This is a genomic window from Bhargavaea massiliensis, assembly GCF_050480245.1.
Lineage (GTDB): Bacteria > Bacillota > Bacilli > Bacillales > Anoxybacillaceae > Anoxybacillus.
This window is the reverse complement of the sequence record NZ_JBCNEQ010000051.1, coordinates 1-19,809: the sequence shown is the minus strand read 5'-3', so window position 1 is coordinate 19,809 and position 19,809 is coordinate 1. Positions and strand designations below refer to the sequence as shown.

The 19,809-nt window shown below is 44.0% G+C and carries 12 protein-coding genes and 3 pseudogenes; 6 read left to right on the top strand and 9 right to left on the bottom strand.

The features are described 5' to 3' along the window. Positions 1-97: 97 nt before the first annotated feature. On the bottom strand, positions 98-1,561 hold the full coding sequence (locus ABEV15_RS10190; protein ID WP_498853127.1) for a glutamate synthase subunit beta: 1,464 nt from the start codon (positions 1,559-1,561) through the stop codon (positions 98-100). 35 nt (positions 1,562-1,596) lie between these two features. Further along, on the bottom strand, positions 1,597-6,129 hold the full coding sequence (gltB, locus tag ABEV15_RS10185; protein WP_498853126.1) for a glutamate synthase large subunit: 4,533 nt from the start codon (positions 6,127-6,129) through the stop codon (positions 1,597-1,599). Between the two features lie 119 nt (positions 6,130-6,248). Between gltB and gltC the strand changes: the two genes are divergently transcribed. Beyond that, positions 6,249-7,148 carry a glutamate biosynthesis transcriptional regulator GltC gene (gene gltC / locus ABEV15_RS10180; RefSeq protein ID WP_429633080.1) on the top strand — a complete coding sequence of 300 codons (900 nt, stop codon included), beginning with the start codon at positions 6,249-6,251 and terminating at the stop codon, positions 7,146-7,148. 33 nt (positions 7,149-7,181) lie between these two features. Here the strand turns inward: gltC and ABEV15_RS10175 are convergent, their stop codons facing one another. The 5 genes and pseudogenes from ABEV15_RS10175 to ABEV15_RS10155 all read right to left on the bottom strand — a co-directional run. Further along, the gene (locus ABEV15_RS10175; protein WP_498853125.1) at positions 7,182-7,604 is read right to left on the bottom strand and encodes a PDC sensor domain-containing protein; all 423 of its coding nucleotides are present in this window, start codon (positions 7,602-7,604) and stop codon (positions 7,182-7,184) included. 78 nt (positions 7,605-7,682) lie between these two features. Beyond that, a complete protein-coding gene (cydS, locus tag ABEV15_RS10170; protein WP_011230110.1) occupies positions 7,683-7,784 on the bottom strand; it encodes a cytochrome bd oxidase small subunit CydS family protein in 102 nt (33 codons plus the stop codon). Further along, on the bottom strand, positions 7,784-8,812 hold the full coding sequence (locus ABEV15_RS10165; protein WP_498853124.1) for a cytochrome d ubiquinol oxidase subunit II: 1,029 nt from the start codon (positions 8,810-8,812) through the stop codon (positions 7,784-7,786). The genes cydS and ABEV15_RS10165 overlap by 1 nt, the downstream gene beginning before the upstream one ends. Then, a complete protein-coding gene (locus ABEV15_RS10160; protein ID WP_049625100.1) occupies positions 8,809-10,155 on the bottom strand; it encodes a cytochrome ubiquinol oxidase subunit I in 1,347 nt (448 codons plus the stop codon). Before ABEV15_RS10160 ends, ABEV15_RS10165 begins: the two co-directional genes overlap by 4 nt. A 308-nt stretch (positions 10,156-10,463) precedes the next feature. Further along, positions 10,464-11,102: pseudogene (locus tag ABEV15_RS10155) on the bottom strand (SpoVR family protein); the annotation flags it as partial. A gap of 178 nt (positions 11,103-11,280) precedes the next feature. Here ABEV15_RS10155 and ABEV15_RS10150 point away from each other — a divergent pair. From ABEV15_RS10150 to ABEV15_RS10140, 3 genes and pseudogenes are all read left to right on the top strand, one after another. Continuing rightward, positions 11,281-12,446 (top strand): annotated as a pseudogene (locus tag ABEV15_RS10150) (IS256 family transposase). Between the two features lie 426 nt (positions 12,447-12,872). Continuing rightward, positions 12,873-13,577 carry a polysaccharide deacetylase family protein gene (locus ABEV15_RS10145; protein WP_498853123.1) on the top strand — a complete coding sequence of 235 codons (705 nt, stop codon included), beginning with the start codon at positions 12,873-12,875 and terminating at the stop codon, positions 13,575-13,577. An 83-nt stretch (positions 13,578-13,660) separates the two neighbouring features. Next, positions 13,661-14,457: pseudogene (locus ABEV15_RS10140) on the top strand (aldo/keto reductase). A 27-nt stretch (positions 14,458-14,484) separates the two neighbouring features. Here the strand turns inward: ABEV15_RS10140 and ABEV15_RS10135 are convergent. Continuing rightward, positions 14,485-15,627: a TIGR04053 family radical SAM/SPASM domain-containing protein gene (locus tag ABEV15_RS10135; RefSeq protein WP_498853122.1), complete on the bottom strand. Its 1,143-nt coding sequence runs from the start codon at positions 15,625-15,627 to the stop codon at positions 14,485-14,487. A gap of 139 nt (positions 15,628-15,766) precedes the next feature. On the opposite strand from ABEV15_RS10135, the gene ABEV15_RS10130 reads away from it, so the two are divergent. Beyond that, positions 15,767-16,327: a sugar O-acetyltransferase gene (locus ABEV15_RS10130; RefSeq protein ID WP_498853121.1), complete on the top strand. Its 561-nt coding sequence runs from the start codon at positions 15,767-15,769 to the stop codon at positions 16,325-16,327. 27 nt (positions 16,328-16,354) lie between these two features. Here the strand turns inward: ABEV15_RS10130 and ABEV15_RS10125 are convergent, their stop codons facing one another. Continuing rightward, the gene (locus tag ABEV15_RS10125) at positions 16,355-17,176 is read right to left on the bottom strand and encodes an undecaprenyl-diphosphate phosphatase (protein ID WP_498853120.1); all 822 of its coding nucleotides are present in this window, start codon (positions 17,174-17,176) and stop codon (positions 16,355-16,357) included. Between the two features lie 348 nt (positions 17,177-17,524). Between ABEV15_RS10125 and katG the strand changes: the two genes are divergently transcribed. After that, positions 17,525-19,729 (top strand): catalase/peroxidase HPI, encoded by a 2,205-nt coding sequence (gene katG, locus ABEV15_RS10120; protein ID WP_498853119.1) that lies wholly within the window; start codon positions 17,525-17,527, stop codon positions 19,727-19,729. Positions 19,730-19,809: the final 80 nt, after the last annotated feature.

The window sequence follows — 19,809 nt, the reverse complement described above, 5'->3', positions numbered from 1 at the left end:
CTTGTTAAACATTGTAACACTTTTTTAAGTAAAATGACAATTCTAAAAATACAGAAGGTGCCCTATCTTTATTAGGACACCTTGAGCGTTTTTGTTTTCATGACATCATCATTAAAAACCGATCCACTTCTTTTGCCGCCTCTCGCCCTTCATGAATCGCCCAAACAACAAGACTTTGTCCACGTCTTGCATCGCCTGCGACAAATACACCTTCTACATTCGTTTTATAGCTTACTGCTTTGACTTTCTTGTTTACTGTCTCAATTCCGAATTGTTGCAAAAGTGGTTGTTCCGGTCCTTCAAAACCGATCGCGATCAATACAAGATCACACGGCCATACTTTTTCTGTACCTGGAATCTCTTTAAATGTAACACGCCCATGTTCATCTACTGTTTTTTCCATTTGAATGGTATACAACGCTTTTACTTTTCCGCTTCCATCGCCTACAATTTTTTTCGTTTGAATGCAATATTGACGTGGATCGGCCCCGAACTTCGCTTCCGCTTCTTCATACGCATAATCAACCGTAAAAACAAGGGGATATTGCGGCCAAGGGTTGTCATCCGTACGCTCTTTTGGCAATGCCGGATGTTTGCCGAATTGCACAACGCTTTTACATTGTTGCCGCAATGCCGTCGCGACACAGTCAGCCCCTGTATCGCCACCACCGATTACGATGACATGTTTATGTTTGGCATCAATAAACGTTTCATCTTTTTCGCCGGTAAGTAGCCATTTTGTCGTCATTGTCAAGTAGTCCATCGCAAAATGAACGCCATCAAGCTCGCGTCCTTCGATCATAAGATCGCGTTGCTTTTGTGCTCCAATACAAAGCACAACCGCATCATATTGTTTGCGCAATTCATCCACCGACAAATCTTTTCCGACTTCTATGTTTGTAACAAACGTAATTCCTTCTTTTTCAAGCAAGCGTACACGTCTCTCAACGACGTCTTTTCCAAGTTTCATATTCGGAATGCCGTACATCAACAAACCACCAATTCGATCCGCGCGCTCATACACAGTGACAAAATGACCAGCTTGATTTAGTTCATCTGCACAAGCTAACCCTGCAGGACCAGAGCCAATGACGGCCACCTTTTTTCCGGTTCTCTTTTTCGGAATGCGCGGTTGAACCCACCCTTCCTCAAACGCTTTGTCAATAATCGCTCGTTCAATTCCTTTAATCGCTACTGCCGGATCAGAAATCGCTACTGTACACGATCCTTCGCACGGCGCTGGGCAAACGCGCCCTGTAAATTCTGGGAAATTATTTGTCTTCACTAACCGTTCAAACGCCTCTTTCCATCTTCCACGATACACAAGGTCGTTCCATTCTGGAATGAGATTATGAATCGGACAGCCTGACGTTAAACCGTTCAGTTCCATTCCCATATGACAAAACGGCGTACCGCAATCCATACATCGCGCACCTTGTCTCGCTAACGTGTCGGTTGAAAATGGAAACGTATATTCATTCCAATCATGTAAACGGGAAAGCGGATCGCGCTTTTTTTCTTCCTCCCGTACATATTCCATAAATCCCGTTGCTTTCCCCATCATTCTCCCCCTTTCACCTATTCGGAAGCGTTCGCCTATTTCGCGACCGCTTCCACCACTTTCACACCTTTTTTGTTTACAACTGTTTCAAACGCCTCAAATACCGCTTCATCGTGTGATAAACCACGCTGCTTCATCGCCTCGATTGTTTCAATCATCAATTTATAGTTTTTCGGGATCACTTTGACGATCCGTTTGACTACATCGTCCCAATTCGCAAGCACATACGCCGCTTTTGGACTTTCCGTATATTCGTAATGTTTCATAATCATTTGTTGCACATCTCGTATTTCGTTTTCATCTACTAATGATTCAAATAAAACAAGTTCTCGGTTTGCACGTTTTTGCCACGTATCGTCATGAGCAAATACGTAAGCTACACCACCAGACATTCCAGCAGCGAAATTTTTTCCAACTGATCCGAGAATAACGACGCGCCCTCCGGTCATATACTCACAACCATGATCCCCTACTCCTTCAACAACCGCATGAACGCCGCTATTTCGAACGCAAAAACGTTCGCCAGCCCGACCACGAATGTACGCTTCACCGCTTGTTGCACCGTAAAACGCCACGTTTCCAATAATGACTTGATCATTTACAAACTCCGCTTCATGTGGTGGACGAATGATCACTTTTCCACCTGATAAGCCTTTGCCAACATAGTCGTTGGCATCGCCAATTAACGTCATCGTCATTCCTTTTGGTACGAACGCGGCAAAACTTTGTCCTGCTGAACCGTGAAAATATAGTTGAATCGTATCTTCTGGAAGACCTTCTTCACCAAATCGTTTTGATACTTCGCTACCTACTATCGTGCCGACTGTTCGCTGTACGTTGTTAATGCGTACGTGCAATTGCACAGGCTTTTTCTCCTCTATTGCTTGCTGGACAGCTGGCAAAATCGTTTGGTAATCAAGCGTTTGTTCGAGACGGTGATCGTGCGGTTTAGAAAACGTTCGCGGTCCTTCCACTTGATACAACAAACGCGATAAATCAAGATGTTTCGCTTTCCAATGCCGCTTTGCCCGCTCGCTTATTTTTAATACATCGACGCGTCCAACCATTTCTTCGATTGTACGGAAGCCAAGTTGAGCCATAATTTCGCGCACTTCTTGAGCGATAAAATACATGAAATTCACAATATGCTCTGGTTTACCTGTAAATTTTTCCCGCAGTTTTGGATTTTGTGTCGCTACACCGACTGGGCATGTATCTAAATGACAAACGCGCATCATGACACACCCTAAAACGACAAGTGGAGCCGTCGCAAAGCCAAACTCTTCAGCACCTAATAACGCCGCCATGACAACATCGCGACCAGTCATTAATTTTCCGTCTGTTTCTAATACGACGCGATCACGGAGTCCGTTTAACATCAGCGTCTGGTGCGTTTCAGCTAAACCGAGTTCCCACGGAAGCCCGGCATGTTTAATGCTCGTTTTTGGCGAAGCACCTGTACCGCCATCATATCCGCTAATGACGATCACATCCGCACCACCTTTAGCCACTCCTGCCGCGATCGTACCAACGCCAGATTTTGCGACAAGCTTCACGCTAATGCGCGCATGACGATTCGCATTTTTCAAGTCATAAATGAGTTGGGCTAAATCTTCAATGGAATAAATATCATGATGCGGAGGCGGTGAAATAAGTTCCACACCCGGCGTGGAGCCGCGTACTTTTCCAATCCATGGATATACTTTATTCGCAGGAAGTTGTCCCCCTTCCCCCGGTTTCGCCCCTTGCGCCATTTTAATTTGCAGTTCATCCGCATGAACTAAATAATGACTTTTTACACCGAAACGACCGGATGCAACTTGCTTAATTGCACTACGACGAAGATCGCCATTTTCATCCCGTACATAGCGACGCGGATCTTCGCCGCCTTCTCCACTATTGCTTTTTCCACCGATGCGATTCATCGCAATCGCAAGCGCTTCATGAGCTTCTTCGCTCAAAGAACCGTATGACATGGCCCCTGTTTTAAATCGACGAACAATCGCTTCTACCGGTTCGACTTCATCAAGTGGAATTGGCGTACGCGTTTCGTCAAACTCAAACAAATTGCGCAAAAACGTTAGTTGCTCTTCATTGGCCATGCTTGAGTACTGTTTAAATAACTCATAATCATTCTTTCGACATGCCCATTGTAGCGTATGAATCGTTTTCGGATTAAACGCATGATGTTCACCGTTTTTACGCCATTGTAATTCACTTCCTGGCTCTAGTGTATGATCATAAGATGTTTGAAACGCTTGCATATGGCGCATTTTTGCTTCTTGGGCAATTTCGTTCAGACCGATTCCACCAATTTGTGATGCCGTTCCCGTAAAATATTGTTCAATGACATCGTCCCCAATGCCGACCGCCTCAAAAATTTGTGCTCCGCGATAACTTTGTACGGTGGAAATGCCCATTTTGGACATCACTTTGACAACGCCATCTGTCGCCGCTTTTTTGTACGTTTCAACTGCGACTTCGTACGTGGAAGCAATAACTCCTTTTTCGACTGCTTCACGAATAGTTGCAAATGCCAAATATGGATTGACCGCATCTGCCCCATAGCCGATTAACGCCGCAAAGTGATGCACTTCACGCGCTTCTCCACTTTCCACGATTAAGCTGACTTTCGTACGTGTCCCTTTTCGAACAAGATGTTGATGTACCGCGCTAACCGCAAGAAGTGTCGGAATCGCTACACGTTGTTCGTTTATGCAACGGTCAGATAAAATAAGTAGCGTTGCACCAGAAACAATCGCTTCATCAGCCGCTTGACATAATTCATCTAACGCTTCTTTTAAGTTATGTGTAAAAACTGTTGACAATGTCACACTAGCAAATTCACGATACGGACTCATTCGAATGGCGTTTAGTTGTTTGTTCGTGATTATTGGTGACTCTAATCGAATGCGACGGGCAGAAGATGCATCCGGATTCAACAAATCTCCTTCTTTTCCAAGCAAAGTGACCGTTGATGTGACGATGTATTCACGAATCGCATCGATCGGCGGATTTGTTACTTGCGCAAACAGTTGCTTAAAATAATTAAATAAACTTTGTGGCCGATCTGATAAGACAGCTAACGGCGCATCATTCCCCATCGCCCCTGTCGGATCTTTTCCTTCCGTCGCCATTGGGATAATTGTTTTTTCAACATCTTCATACGTATATCCGAACGCTTTTTGCCATGTCAAAAGGTTGTCAAACGGTTGTTCATGATCATCTCCTGCGCATTCATCAATTGAAACCATTTGTTCGTTCACCCATTGACGATACGGTCGTTCATTGGCGATTTGTTTTTTTACTTCTTCATCAGAAATGATTCGACCTTGTTCGAAATCAATAAAAAGCATTTTCCCAGGGCCTAATCGTTCTTTATATAAAATGTTTTCTGGTGCTACATCAATCACTCCGACTTCCGATGAAAAAATAATATAGTCATCTTTTGTCACATAGTAACGAGCTGGACGAAGACCGTTTCGATCTAAAATGCCACCAATTTGTTTTCCGTTTGTGAACACGATGGCCGTTGGACCGTCCCACGGCTCCATGAGACAGCTATGATATTCATAAAATGCTTTTTTGTTGTCATCCATCTCTTTATCCCAATACCACGGCTCAGGAATGAGCATCATCGCTGTTTCAGCGAGCGATTTTCCAGCTAACACAAAAAATTCAAATGCATTATCAAGCATGGAAGAATCGCTTCCATTCGTATCTAAAATCGGAAGCACCTTTTGTAAATCTTCACCAAAAACAGGCGATGAAAATTGTTTTTCTCGCGCCATCATCCAATGAATATTTCCGCGCAACGTATTAATTTCTCCGTTATGAATCAAATAGCGGTTTGGGTGCGCCCGCTCCCAACTCGGAAACGTATTTGTGCTAAAGCGTGAATGAACGAGCGCAAATGCGGAACGGAATCGCTCATCTTGTAAATCGATATAAAAAGCATCAAGTTGCTCAGGGGTGACTAATCCTTTGTAAACGATTGTGCGACTTGATAAACTCGCAAAATAGTATTCATTGTTTTTCACTAACTTTTCTGCCCGTTTACGAATGACGTATAACTTACGCTCAAAATGTTGCTCATCTGTTACGTCATCGCTCGCTGCAATAAAAAGTTGGCGAATAAACGGTCGACTTTGTTTCGCTAATATTCCGAGTTTTCCGATATCTACAGGTACATCACGCCATCCGAGTAACGTTTGTCCTTCCTCGCAGATAATTTCATTGATTTTCCGCTCTAAAATGACTCTCTTTTGTTCACTATGTTCAAAAAAGAAAACCATCCCGACTCCGTAACGTCCTTTTGCGGGAAGTGAAAATGAACAAACGGAACGAAAATAATCGTCCGGAATTTGTACCATGATCCCCGCGCCATCACCCGTTTGCGGATCGCTTCCTTGGCCTCCCCGATGCTCTAGTTGACGTAACATGTGAAGACCTTGCTTCACAATATGATGAGACGCTTCACCTTTTAAGTGAGCGTATAACCCAATCCCGCATGCATCATGTTCAAATTGTGGACGGTACAATCCTTGCGCTTTTGGTAGTCCTCTCATGCGAATCCCCCATTCCGTTATCATGTATGTATAATTGTAGGTTTCAATAATCATACAAACAATATATAATTTAGATAATATTCATCTCATTTCGAGAACAATAGAAAGAGGTGGAAAAAATGGAATTAAGACAATTGATTTATTTCACGGAAGTTGCCAAACGAGAACATGTATCGGAGGCTGCTGAAGCGTTACATGTCGCTCAATCTGCTGTTAGTCGTCAAATTGCAAATTTAGAGGATGAACTCGGGGTCAAGCTATTCGAACGTGAAGGAAGGAATGTCAAATTAACACCTATCGGCCGTCACTTTTTACAACATATTGAATTAGCATTAAAAGCAATTGACTATGCGAAACAACAAATTGAGGAGTATTTAGACCCTGAACGAGGAACGATTAAAATTGGTTTCCCAACAAGTCTCGCAAGCTATACGATGCCGATGGTCATTTCAACTTTTAAGCAACAACACCCTCATATTTCTTTCCATCTGCGTCAAGGCTCATATAAATTTTTAATTGAGGCGGTAAAAAAACGGGAAATTGATTTAGCTTTTTTAGGTCCTGTGCCAACAGAAGAAAAAGGCATTCAAGGGGATATTTTATTTACGGAGTCGTTCGCCGCACTCATTCCGACAGATCATCCACTTAGTCAAAAACGAAGCATCGCTTTAAGCGAATTGCGGCACGAACCGTTTATCATGTTTCCGGAAGGATTTATTTTGCGCCAAATTGTCGAAGATGCCTGTAAGCAAGCGGGCTTTTCTCCAATCATTTCGTCAGAAGGAGAAGATTTAGATGCAATTAAAGGACTTGTCTCGGCAGGAATTGGCGTTACTTTGTTGCCAGAAAGCACGTTTTATGAAACGACACCGCGTTATACTGTCAAAGTACCGATTGAGCTTCCGCTCGTCCGCCGTAATGTCGGCATTATTTTACCCAAATATGACCTTGCGCCGTCAGTTCGTGTATTTTATCAATTTGTGAAACAATTTTTCACAATGTTAGATCGATACCAGTAAGCCAGCTGATGTACGTAGCCGGCTTACTGACTCTTACACAGATAAATCGATTCCAACGACCCCAATGACGTCACCTTCTTGCACAATCGGTGCTGAAATCGTCAAACATGGACGTTTTGTCAACGCTGATGTATATATCGAAGAAACGTACACGTTGCCTTTAGTCGCCTCAACGAACCACGGCCTTGCTTTCGCATTGACAAGACCGGCTGGAGGATTTGAGTAAATGAACGTCCCATCGATGCGATTTGACCAAACAGCTTCTACATTTTCGTTCGTCCGCAAAAATTCATTTAAATATCTCTCATGTTCTGTCGCATCTAAACGAACGAGTGGATAAAAACTGATAAAGGATGTGAGCTTTTCTTTCATCTGCTCGATCACATGTAAATCCACAGAAAACATCTGCTCCCGTCCATCTTTTTTTATAATGGCTTGTAATTCATGATCGCCCATCCTTTCTCTATTCGTTGTCATCCGCTAGTGTGGGCGATTGGCGGCAAACTATGCATTACCAAGACGCTGAAATTGTGTTTACTCATTTACGTGCACATCTTTCAAACCAGCCCAAAACGCGGCGATGATCGACAGGGCGACGATGATCATCGGCGCATACATGATCAAAAATGTTTGCATTATCCTTTTCCCCCTTCCCATTTTCCTTTAACGTACGCCTTGTTAAACACAAAGAGGCGCATAAGCAAATAAAGTGACGGAATTAATAACAGGAGGCCGGCAATAAACGCGACGATCAACGCCATAGCCATCGTCTCATTCGTAAACCCGTCATAAATCGTCAAATACGGGTATAACAAATATGGATAATGTGAAATGCCATAGGCGTAAAAGGCGAACGCGTATTGAAACAACAGCGCAATAAACGCCCAGCCGAACCGCCGCTGCCGCCAAAGCAGCCAAACGGTAATGACAAAACACAAAAAGGAAATGACCAGCATCCACGCCACATTCCATAGGTTGGCGTAATGCTCGGGATTATGGTAGCGGAGCTGGTAAATAATGAGCAGCGCTGACAACATCGTCGGCCCGCTCCAAAGAAGAGCGTAGCGGCGCAACAGCGCCCGCGCCCGTTCATCCTTGGCCTCGTCCGCATAGTACGTTAAGAAAACGGCAGAAATGTAAAGAACGCTCGTCACACTGAGCAGCACAACGCTCCATGACAACGGGCTTGCAAACAGCTTCCCATAATCCAGCGTAACGCCTGAGTCGCCTACCTCCACAAACCCGCCTTCAGAAATCGTCAACACGATGGACAGGGAGGCCGGAATAAACAACCCCGTCAATCCATAAGCGATTAAATACCAGTTCCGTTCCGTCCCCCCATACGTATGAAACGCATAGTACGAGCCGCGAATAGCTAACAAAATGATGGAGATGCTCGCCGGGACAAGCAAAATAGAACCGTAATAATACGCCGTTTTCGGAAAAAAGCCGACAATGCCGACAAAGAAAAAGACAAGAAAGACGTTCGTCACTTCCCATACAGGGGAAAGATAGCGCTGAATGATGCGGTGCAAAATATGCTGTTTGTTTGCCCAATGGCTATAGGCGCTGAAAAACCCAGCCCCGAAATCAATCGAGCCAACGATAATGTACCCGAACAAAAACAGCCATAACACCGAAATGCCAATGACTTCGAGCGTCATGGCGCCACCTCCCCATTATTGGCCCGCTCTGCCAGCTCCCGTTCAACCGGGTTGCGGCGGAACATACGGATGAGCACTATTGCGCTCGCAATTACTAACACCATATACAAAAGGCAAAACAACACAAGCATCGTATCCACATGCGCCGACGATGTCGCTCCTTCCGCCGTTTTCATATAGCCACGCAAAATCCACGGCTGCCGCCCGACTTCCGCTAAGTACCATCCCGCCTCAATCGCAACCATCGCCAGCGGCCCTCCCGCCACCAGCAGTCCAAAAAACCACTTTTTCGCCGTCCACTTCCAGCGGAAAATCGATCCGAGCCAATACGCGGCTGCGACAACCATTAAAAACACCCCGATCGTGACCATCACATCGAATAAGTAATGAATGTACAGTGGTGGGCGTTCATCTTCCGGAAATTCGTTCAGCCCGGTCACAACCGCCCCCGGGTGGTTGTGCGCCAAAATGCTTAACGCATATGGGATTTTAATGGCATACTTCACCTCGCCATCCTCTGTCAGCATGCCAAACAACACGAGCGGCGCGTGGGAGCTCGTTTCAAAATGCCATTCAGCGGCCGCCAGCTTTTCTGGCTGGTATTCGGCTAAAAATTTGCCCGATAAGTCGCCAATCAATACACTGGCTACCGAAAAAATAAAAGCTGTTTTCATCATTAAATGAAGTGCCTTGCGATGATAAATGTGACGATTGCCTTTCCATAAATGCCAAGCGGCGATCGAAGCAAGCACGAATGCTGACGTCATATACGAAGTCGCCAGCACATGGGCGACTTTCGTCGGCATCGCTGGGTTGAACATAGCCGCGATTGGATCGATGTTGACAAGCTCGCCGTTTTTAAATTCAAACCCTTGCGGCGTATTCATAAACGCGTTCACCATCGTAATAAACATGGCTGATGCTGAAGACCCGATTGCCACCGGGATAAGCAAAAGCAAATGTTTTTTCTGATTTTCGAACCGATCCCATGTATACAAATAAATGCCGAGGAAAATGGCTTCAAAAAAGAAGGCGAACGTCTCCATGAACAGCGGCAAGCTGATCACTTGGCCAGCCAGCTGCATAAAGTTCGGCCATAAAAGCGACAGCTGCAAGCCGATCGCTGTTCCTGTCACCACGCCGACCGCTACGGTGATGACAAAACCGCGCGTCCAGCGGCGAGCGAGTAAGATGTAATGCATATCATTTTTGCGAATCCCAACCCACTGGGCAATGGCGATCATCAGTGGAACCCCGACGCCGATCGTGGCATAAATGATGTGGACCGTCAGCGTCAATCCCGTCAAAATACGGCTAAGCAGCACCGGATCGTAACCGTTCACGATTCATCCCCCCTTATGAAAATAAGCGACCAATCAAGGAAAGCAAGACAACAGCCGCAACAGCAAAGCTAACGAACACAAGCGTTTTTTCATGCCGCTTCCACATATCTACCCCCCCCCCGAGCGAACAAACAGTGGTGAAGAATTTGTGACAATCATCACAAATTATCCACTTCATATTATTTCATATTATTTCATATTATTTCATAAAATCGGGGACGCTATTCGGCATGATTTCGAATAATTTGTATCATTTTTCACATATTCATCGTGACAAACAAAAAAAGCAGGAGATCCCTGCCCTCATGTTATAAATATTTCCGATGCACCTTTTTCCCGTCATACGTAAACAACATCGGCTTTTCCTCGACGACCGTCTCCATATGGACCGGACGGCCCCACAACTGATAAATGTATGGGAGCACTTTTTCTAAATACTTCAGATCGAGTTCGATTCCTTCATACCAATGCCTCAAATACAACTCTCCGTTGCGCATATAATCGCCGTCATTGACCGTGATATACGGGAATCCGCCGTTTACCCGCATGCTGACGAGTTGGTCGCGGATATGATCCCAGTTTTTGTCGACGATTTTATATTCTTTCCCCTATTTTTGGAACAAATACATATCTTCGCGCATAACGAGCTCTTTCGTTAAATAGTTGCGCAAAAACGAAATGTCGGATTCGAGTTCGCGCACTTCAAAAATTTTCGCCCTCCCCGACCCCGGCTTGACGCCGTATTTTTTCATCTCCTCAGTCGGGTTGTTCCACCGCTCTTCAATGTCTTCAAAAATTTTCAGTCCTAAATAATACGGATTGATGCCAGTGCGCGACGGTTGCACGACGTTGGCGTTCAGTTTCGCAAATTCAATCGCCTCATCGCTCGTCAAATCCATCTCGCGCAAAATGCGCTGATGCCAATACGTCGCCCAGCCTTCGTTCATCTAAGGTGATTATTTTATTATAAAATTACATAAATTATCAAATAATATAATAAATGGATTACCACCATAGATGATGTATAAAATTTTGTGTAAAGCATTTTGCTAGAACAAAAGAAAAAAGGTAGGGTATTCTCTGATTTGGACAAAAACACATTCCAGAGAAAGGAGAACCCTACCTATGTCTAAAAGTATACCGAATGTAGACTGGGCAAATCAACTGGAAAATGCCATTCGTCAGTTTGTAAAAGAAAAATTAGAACTGATTATGCGGGAAGAAATCAAACATTTCCTTGAAATCGAACAGGCTGGAACGCCGAATATGAGAAACGGCTACTATCAGCGAAATCTAGATACGCAATATGGCCGGATTGAGGGTCTTTTGGTTCCAAGAGACCGAAACGGGGAATTTCAAACACAGTTGTTTGCCCCTTACCAACGGCACACCGGCTGGCTTGAGGAAGCCATCATCAGGATGTATCAAAGTGGCATGAGTACGCGTGAAATTGGCAAGTTTATTGAACGAATTTTAGGCAATGCCTATTCTCCTGCAACGATCAGCCGTATTACCGATGTAGTGAAGGAAGACATCGAGAAATGGCACACTCGTCCACTGCACAAGCGTTATTCCGTCTTATATTTGGATGGTTTATACGTAAAACTTCGTCGCGAAACGTGGAGAAAGAAGTCATTTATGTGGTGTTAGGGGTGAACGAAGAAGGATATCGCGAAATTCTTGATTTCTTTGTGGGAGGACAAGAAAGCGCCTATGTATGGCAGGAAATTCTTCAACACCTCTACCAAAGAGGCGTCAAGGAAGTGCTTCTTGGCGTCTTCGATGGCCTTCCGGGGCTGGAGGAAGCTTTTCGCTCGGTTTATCCGAAAGCTGACGTACAGCGTTGTGTCGTTCACAAAGTCCGTAACACCCTCAGCCGTGTTCGGAAAAAAGACCAATTTGAAGTGGCCGGGGATCTCAAGCTGATTTATCGCGCGCCGAATAAGGAGATGGCGTTACAAATGCTTCAACAGTTTGAGTCGAAATGGTCAAGCAAGTATCCGAGAGAAGTTCAATCTTGGGCCAATGAGTTGGATGTCCTCCTTACATTTATGGATGATCCAAGCAGTATTCGAAGTGTGATTTACACGACGAATGCCATCGAACGAACGATCAAGGAGATTCGGAAACGTCTCAAGCCGGTGAACAGTTTGGGCAGTTTAGAAGCCGCTGAAAAAGTCGTGTATTTGACCATTCAAGATTTTAATGAGAAATGGGCAGGGCGAAAGTTACGAGGATTTGCCGAAGCGCATGAAGCCCTCGAGCGAATGTTTGAAGAACGTTACAATTAACCAAATACTGTAAATAAACAAAATAAGGGGATTCTCCCTTTCCACACAGGAGACTGAATATTCAGTCTCCTGTGTGGAGGAAATATCCCCCTCTATTCTAAATCCATTTCAGAGATACCCTATCTATCTTACATTACACAAAATTCTTGACGGTACCATCGCCGTTATGGAAATTTAAGATTGTTGAGTAATTAATAATTTTTTTCGTTTTTACGTATCAAATATTTCCCTTCAATATCCTAGACGCATCAATATAAACTAATTTTTCCGATTAATGCCACTAAATTTTTTATTTTGTTCGGCAGCGCTTTCATCTATATCCCTTCCCACATATCGACTATCTTTATTTTATTATGTTTTGCATGCGAATGGGAATGACAACCTTTCTTTTTTGACATGCTATATATAAAAAAGTGGGGATGAAAAATGAACGTACTTTTTTTGTTTTTGTCTTTGCTCATGACTACCGCAACACCCATACACCGAATAAATGATGATATTGTCTGGAACATCCCAACAGATGAAAAAATGGTCGCTATTACATTTGACGATGGGCCAGACATATTATACACCCCTGAAATTTTGACGATTTTAAAGCAGTATGACGCAAAAGCGACTTTTTTCACCGTTGGATTCCGGGCGGAAAAATATCCCGACATTATTAAACGACAAATGAATGAAGGTCATGAAATTGCCAACCATACGTATGAACATCTCGATTTTCGCGGCAAATCCGAACAAACGATTGCTGAAGAAATAAAAAAAGGAGAAGATGTGTTATATCATATTACTGGAAAACGACCAGCGCTATTTCGCCCTCCGTTCGGTTACTATAATAAACGCATCGTTGACGTCGCAAAAAAACAAGGGTATACCATTGTTATGTGGTCAAAACATCAAGACACACGTGACTGGCAAAATCCTGGAACAAGTCGAATCGTGCGTCGCGTCATTAGCCATATTCAGCCTGGACAAATTATTTTGTTTCACGATCACGGAAGTGGCAGTCGGAAACAAACCGTTCAAGCATTAAAAGAAATTTTGCCGATTTTAAAAGAAAAAGGATATACGTTTGTCACTGTCTCTGAACTGTTGAAACACCATCCAAACTATCGCGATCTGAATTTGTAGCCCTTTCATGAAAGCATATGTTTTGCTTTTTCAGCCCATCCATCGGATAATAAAAGGGACAAATATCGGAAAGTGGCAGAGCGATGAAAAGTTTGCAAGATGGCGCAACGTTACATAACGGTGTTCGCATGCCATGGCTTGGATTAGAAGTTTATAAAGTGCAAGAAGGAGACGAAGTGAATCGAGCTGTTCGCACAGCGCTTGAAGTTGGCTACCGTCACATTGATACAGCTGCGTTCTACCAAAACGGAGAAGGTGTCGGTCAAGCGATTCGTGAATCAGGCATTCCACGCGACCAAATCTTTATGAAACGACATTAAAAGCGTTTGATACAAGTTTAAAAAAGCTCGGCTTCGACTATATTGATTTATATTTAGTGCATTGTCCTGTCAAAGGAAAATATAAAGAAACGTACAAGGCGCTTGAAAAGTTGTATAAAGATGGTTTTGTACGCGCGATCGGGGTTAGCAACTTCCAAATCCATCATTTAGAAGACATCCTTGCTGATCGTGAGATAAAACCGATGGTCAACCAAGTCGAGTTCCATCCGCGTTCAACACAAAAACCGCTTCTTGCCTTTTGTAAACAACACGATATTCAATTAGAAGCATGGTCACCACTCACGCGCGGCGGTGAACTGCTAAACGAGCCAACGCTTGTCAACATTGCACAAAGATACAATAAAACTCCAGCCCAAGTCATTTTGCGCTGGGACTTGCAACATGAAGTCGTTACTATTCCAAAATCTGTCACGCCTCAACGAATCACGCAAAACGCAAACATTTTCGACTTTGCATTAACGAAAGAAGAGATGGATACGATTGATGCGCTAAACGAAAATCGCCGCATCGGTCCAGATCCGGATCATTTTGATTTTTAATATTCATAAACCCGAACAGCGCTCGCATTAGGCGAACACCGTTCGGGTTTTTTCTATTCTCATGCCTAAAGGAACATATACGCAAAACGGCTCACTTTCCATATAATCGCCTGTAACTGCATATGCACGGGCACGCGATCCGCCACAAACGTATCGAAATTCACAAATGCCACATTTCCCTTTATATAAATCTGGTTGGCGCAAATGTTTCATCACTTCCGATTCACGATAAATGCGCGATAAAGGTTGTTCACGTACGTTGCCGCATACGATCGGAAGCAAGCCGCTTGGCATGACATCTCCTGTATGAGAAACGAAAACGAAGCCGTTACCATCATTCACGCCTTTTGGTGCTCGTTTTAATCCGTCAATCATTGAAGCATGGTCAGTTGTAATCGCATGCTCATAACGAATATCCCCTGCTTCAATTCGTTTTTCCCTCATTTTTTGTTGAATAACAACGCGACGATAATGTTGCGCTGCTGTTGTTTTAATATCATATGGTGCTGTTTTACTTAATTCATATAACCAACGAAACACTTCTTCATGTTCAGCTGGAGTAATGCAATCATTCATTTGCCCACGACCTGTTGGAACGAGTAAAAAAATGTACCACATCACTGCGTTTAAATCGGCAACTAATTTCGCCATCTGTTCTAAATGATCGTAGTTATAGCGCGAAATGACGGTATTAATTTGTAACGGCATTTGTAGTTCATTTAAATAGGTAATTTTTTCGACGGTAAGTTCAAACGAACCGGGAGTGCCTCGAAACTGGTCGTGGATTTCTGGCGTCGGTCCGTCTAGGCTAAACGCCCAGCGAGAAAGTCCAATTTCTTTTGCTTTTCGCATCTTTTCTTTCGTCACATTTGGCGTTGCACTCGGTGTAATCGAAACACGCATCCCTTTTTTAATCGCGTACCCGGCAAGATCAAACAAATCTTTGCGCATCATACAGTCTCCGCCCGTAAATACGAGCATCGGATTGTTCATTTCATATATCTCATCAATCAATCGAACACCTTCTTCATGTGTCAGCTCACGCGGATCAGGGACAGGCTGGGCGTCCGCACGACAATGCACACATTTTAACTGACACGCTCTCGTCACTTCCCAAATGACGATAAATGGATTTTCATTATAATCTACCGCATGCGCATGTTTATGCATATTCCATCACCAGCTTCTTGCGCTATTTTTCACATTCATTATAGGCTTATTTTTTAGTGACACACTCGCATGTTTTTGACGATTTTTTAAACATCGTTATGCTAAAATGGAACAAGGAAAATAAAGGAGTTGAAAAAAAATGAAATCAGAAAAAGAAAAAATGTTAAGTGGTCAATTGTATCGGGCTACCGATCCAGGGTTAGTGAAAGAACGTGAGCATGCCCGCAAATTAACAAGGCTATTGAATCAAACGTTAGAAACCGAACACGAGCGGCGCGTTGTTTTGTTGAAAGAACTGTTTGGCTCAACAGGAGAACACGTATATATTGAGCCACCTTTCTATTGCGATTACGGATATAACATTCATGTCGGGGAAAACTTCTTTGCAAATTTCAATTGCGTTTTTTTAGATGTATGTGAAATTCGCATCGGGGACAATTCCCTTATTGGTCCCGGCGTTCATATTTATACTGCTACTCACCCCATTGCTCCAACGGAAAGAGCATCGGGATTAGAATACGGAAAACCTGTCATCATTGGTGATCATGTATGGGTCGGAGGAGGGGCAATCATTAACCCAGGGGTAACCATCCGGAATAACGTTGTCATCGCGTCTGGTACCTTTGTCACAAAAGACGTTCCTGATAACGTTGTCGTCGGGGGCAACCCAGCAAAAATAATCAAACAGTTAAACGTATAAAAGGCTCCCACGAAAGGAGCCTTTTACTTAAGCAAAATAAACGACATAAATGACCGCCGCAAGTACGATGCGATAAATCGCGAACGGAACGAGACGCACGCGGTTAATTAAACGCAAGAAAAAGCGAATAGCTAACAATCCAAAAACAAAAGCACTAATAAAACCAACAGCGAAAAATGGTAACGCATCAAACGTGATGTACTGCCAGTTCTTCAATAACGAAATGCCACTCGCCCCTGCCATAATCGGCACCGCCATAATAAATGTAAAATCAGCTGCAGCACGATGGCTCATGCCAACAAGTACGCCACCTGAAATGGTCGAACCTGAACGCGAAAAACCAGGCCAAAGCGATAAACATTGAACAAGACCGACAATAAACGCTTGCTTATACGTAATGTCATCTACAGTTTGTGCTACTGTTCGTTTTCCGAAACGATCTGCTGCGATCATTAACAACGCCCCAAGCACAAGTCCGATGAGGACCGTTTCAGTTGAGAATAAATGTTCATCAATATAGTCTTCAAATAAAACCCCCAACACTCCAGCAGGCAAAAGACCAACGAAAATGTGCATCAGCGTTAAATGCGGTCCTGTTTTTCTGTCACGCTTTCGCAAATGAAGCAATTCGAAAAACTTATCTTTAAACACAACAACGGCAGCTAAAACCGAACCGAGCTGAATGACGACTTTAAACGTGTTTGCCCCATACTTTCCTAGAAACTCGCTTGACTTCAACCACATATCGTCAACAATAATCATATGACCCGTCGATGAAACAGGCGCAAACTCCGTCGCCCCTTCGACTAGCCCTAAAATGATCGCTTTCATTAATTCAATAATATGCATTCATGTCCATCCTTTCTTGATTAGTGAAATATGTATAATTCCTTTCCATGACCTACTCTATTGTACTACAATGCTTTTATTTCTACTACTTACATGTGAAATTTACTTTTAAAGATTGGAGTGAAACGATGAACGGAGATACGGATGTAAACGTATAAATCCCCCATTTTATTCTGTAAACAGAATGAAATGGGGGATTTTTATAATTTTTTTATAAAAATATTTTTTATACTTTACTATTAAATATTAATTTAGTATAATTCTAATGTACTAATCATTATCACTTCATTGTTTATACAACTGAGAGACAATTCATTTTATTTATATGCTAGAAAGGGGAATAAAAGAGTGGAAAACAAAAACGAACACGTATCCAAATGCCCATTCCATGGGAGCGTGACAAGTCACGCTTCAAACAAAACAACAAACAAAGACTGGTGGCCAAATCAACTAAACTTAAACATCCTTCATCAACATGACCGAAAAACGAACCCACATGACGAAACGTTCGATTATGCGGAAGAGTTTCAAAAACTTGACTATTGGGCGTTAAAAGAAGATTTACGCAAACTGATGACGACAAGCCAAGATTGGTGGCCTGCCGACTACGGTCATTACGGACCGCTATTTATCCGCATGGCTTGGCATTCGGCAGGAACGTATCGCATCGGTGACGGACGAGGTGGAGCATCAACAGGCACGCAACGTTTTGCCCCGTTGAACAGCTGGCCAGACAATGCGAATTTAGATAAAGCACGTCGCCTGCTGTGGCCGATTAAACAGAAGTATGGCAATAAAATTTCGTGGGCGGACTTAATCGTATTAGCTGGCAACGTAGCCATTGAGTCGATGGGTGGAAAAACGATCGGGTTTGGCGCTGGCCGTGAAGACGTATGGCATCCAGAGGAAGACATTTATTGGGGTGCGGAAAAAGAATGGCTCGCTTCGGAACGTTATACAGGCGATCGTGAGTTAGAAAATCCGCTTGCTGCTGTGCAAATGGGACTCATTTACGTCAATCCAGAAGGTCCAGACGGTAATCCAGATCCGCTCGCAGCCGCACGTGACATTCGTGAGACGTTTAAACGAATGGGCATGAACGATGAAGAAACGGTGGCGCTGATCGCAGGCGGTCATACGTTTGGTAAAGCGCACGGAGCTGGCGATGCATCGCATGTCGGTCCGGAGCCAGAAGCCGCTCCAATCGAAGCACAAGGATTAGGTTGGATCAGCTCATACGGAAAAGGAAAAGGACGCGATACGATTACAAGTGGCCTAGAAGGCGCTTGGACACCGACACCTACAAAATGGGATAACAGCTATTTACAATTGCTTTTTGAATACGAATGGAAGCTCACGAAAAGTCCAGCTGGTGCGTATCAGTGGGAAGCAGTGAACTTAAAAGAAGAACATCTCGCTCCAGATGTCGAAGATGCGAACAAGAAAGTGCCACCGATGATGCTGACGACCGATTTAGCGTTGCGGTTCGACCCAGCATATGAAAAAATTGCTCGCCGCTTTTATGAACATCCTGAAGAATTTGCTGATGCGTTTGCACGCGCATGGTTTAAACTTATTCATCGCGACATGGGGCCGAAAACGAGATATCTCGGTCCGGAAGTACCGAAAGAAGATTTCATTTGGCAAGACCCGATTCCAGCAGTCGATGTGGAATTAACTGATGCAGAAATCGAAGACATCAAAACGCGCATTTTGCAATCAGGACTAACAGTGAGCGAGCTTGTAAAAACAGCTTGGGCGTCCGCTAGCACATTCCGCAACTCCGATAAGCGCGGCGGAGCAAACGGTGCGCGTATTCGACTCGCTCCGCAAAAAGATTGGGAAGTAAACGAACCAGAGCGACTTGCCAAAGTGCTTTCCGTTTACGAAGATATTCAACGTGAACTTCCGAAAAAAGTGAGCCTTGCCGATTTAATCGTACTTGGCGGTAGCGCAGCTGTCGAGAAAGCTGCACGCGACGCTGGTTTTGACGTTCGTGTACCGTTTATGCCTGGGCGCGGCGACGCAACCGAAGAACAAACAGATGTCGAAAGCTTTGCTGTATTAGAACCGGTTGCGGACGGATTCCGTAACTACCAAAAGAAAAAATACAGCGTCACGCCTGAGGAGCTGCTTGTCGACAAAGCGCAGTTGCTTGGCTTAACCGCTCCAGAAATGACTGTATTAGTTGGTGGATTGCGCGTGTTAGGGGCAACGTATCGCGACCTTCCTCACGGTGTATTTACGGATCGTATCGGCGTGCTAACGAACGATTTCTTCGTCCACCTCGTCGATATGAGCTATGAATGGGTACCAAAAGGAGATGGCTTGTACGACATTCGCGACCGGAAAACAGGAGAAGTTCGTTGGACTGCCACACGTGTCGACTTAGTGTTCGGTTCGAACTCGATCCTCCGTTCGTACGCCGAATTTTACGCCCAAGACGACAACAAGGAAAAATTCGTCCGCGACTTTATCAAGGCTTGGGTAAAAGTGATGAACGCTGACCGCTTTGACCTGCGGAAAAAAACAAAAGCATCCGTTACAGTGTAAACGAAAAAGCAGGCGGACGATTGTCCCCTGCTTGTTTATTTCTCATAGATAACGACTCCGTCACGAAACTTACGCAAGGA

Bases quoted from the DNA above. Each gene is read 5' to 3' on its own strand.
- ABEV15_RS10190 (WP_498853127.1), bottom strand. From the start codon at position 1,561: ATGGGGAAAGCAACGGGATTTATGGAATATGTACGGGAGGAAGAAAAA.
- gltB (WP_498853126.1), bottom strand. From the start codon at position 6,129: ATGAGAGGACTACCAAAAGCGCAAGGATTGTACCGTCCACAATTTGAA.
- ABEV15_RS10125 (WP_498853120.1), bottom strand. From the start codon at position 17,176: ATGCATATTATTGAATTAATGAAAGCGATCATTTTAGGGCTAGTCGAA.
- cydS (WP_011230110.1), bottom strand. From the start codon at position 7,784: ATGCAAACATTTTTGATCATGTATGCGCCGATGATCATCGTCGCCCTG.
- ABEV15_RS10135 (WP_498853122.1), bottom strand. From the start codon at position 15,627: ATGCATAAACATGCGCATGCGGTAGATTATAATGAAAATCCATTTATC.
- ABEV15_RS10145 (WP_498853123.1), top strand. From the start codon at position 12,873: ATGAACGTACTTTTTTTGTTTTTGTCTTTGCTCATGACTACCGCAACA.
- ABEV15_RS10175 (WP_498853125.1), bottom strand. From the start codon at position 7,604: ATGGGCGATCATGAATTACAAGCCATTATAAAAAAAGATGGACGGGAG.
- ABEV15_RS10130 (WP_498853121.1), top strand. From the start codon at position 15,767: ATGAAATCAGAAAAAGAAAAAATGTTAAGTGGTCAATTGTATCGGGCT.
- ABEV15_RS10165 (WP_498853124.1), bottom strand. From the start codon at position 8,812: ATGACGCTCGAAGTCATTGGCATTTCGGTGTTATGGCTGTTTTTGTTC.
- gltC (WP_429633080.1), top strand. From the start codon at position 6,249: ATGGAATTAAGACAATTGATTTATTTCACGGAAGTTGCCAAACGAGAA.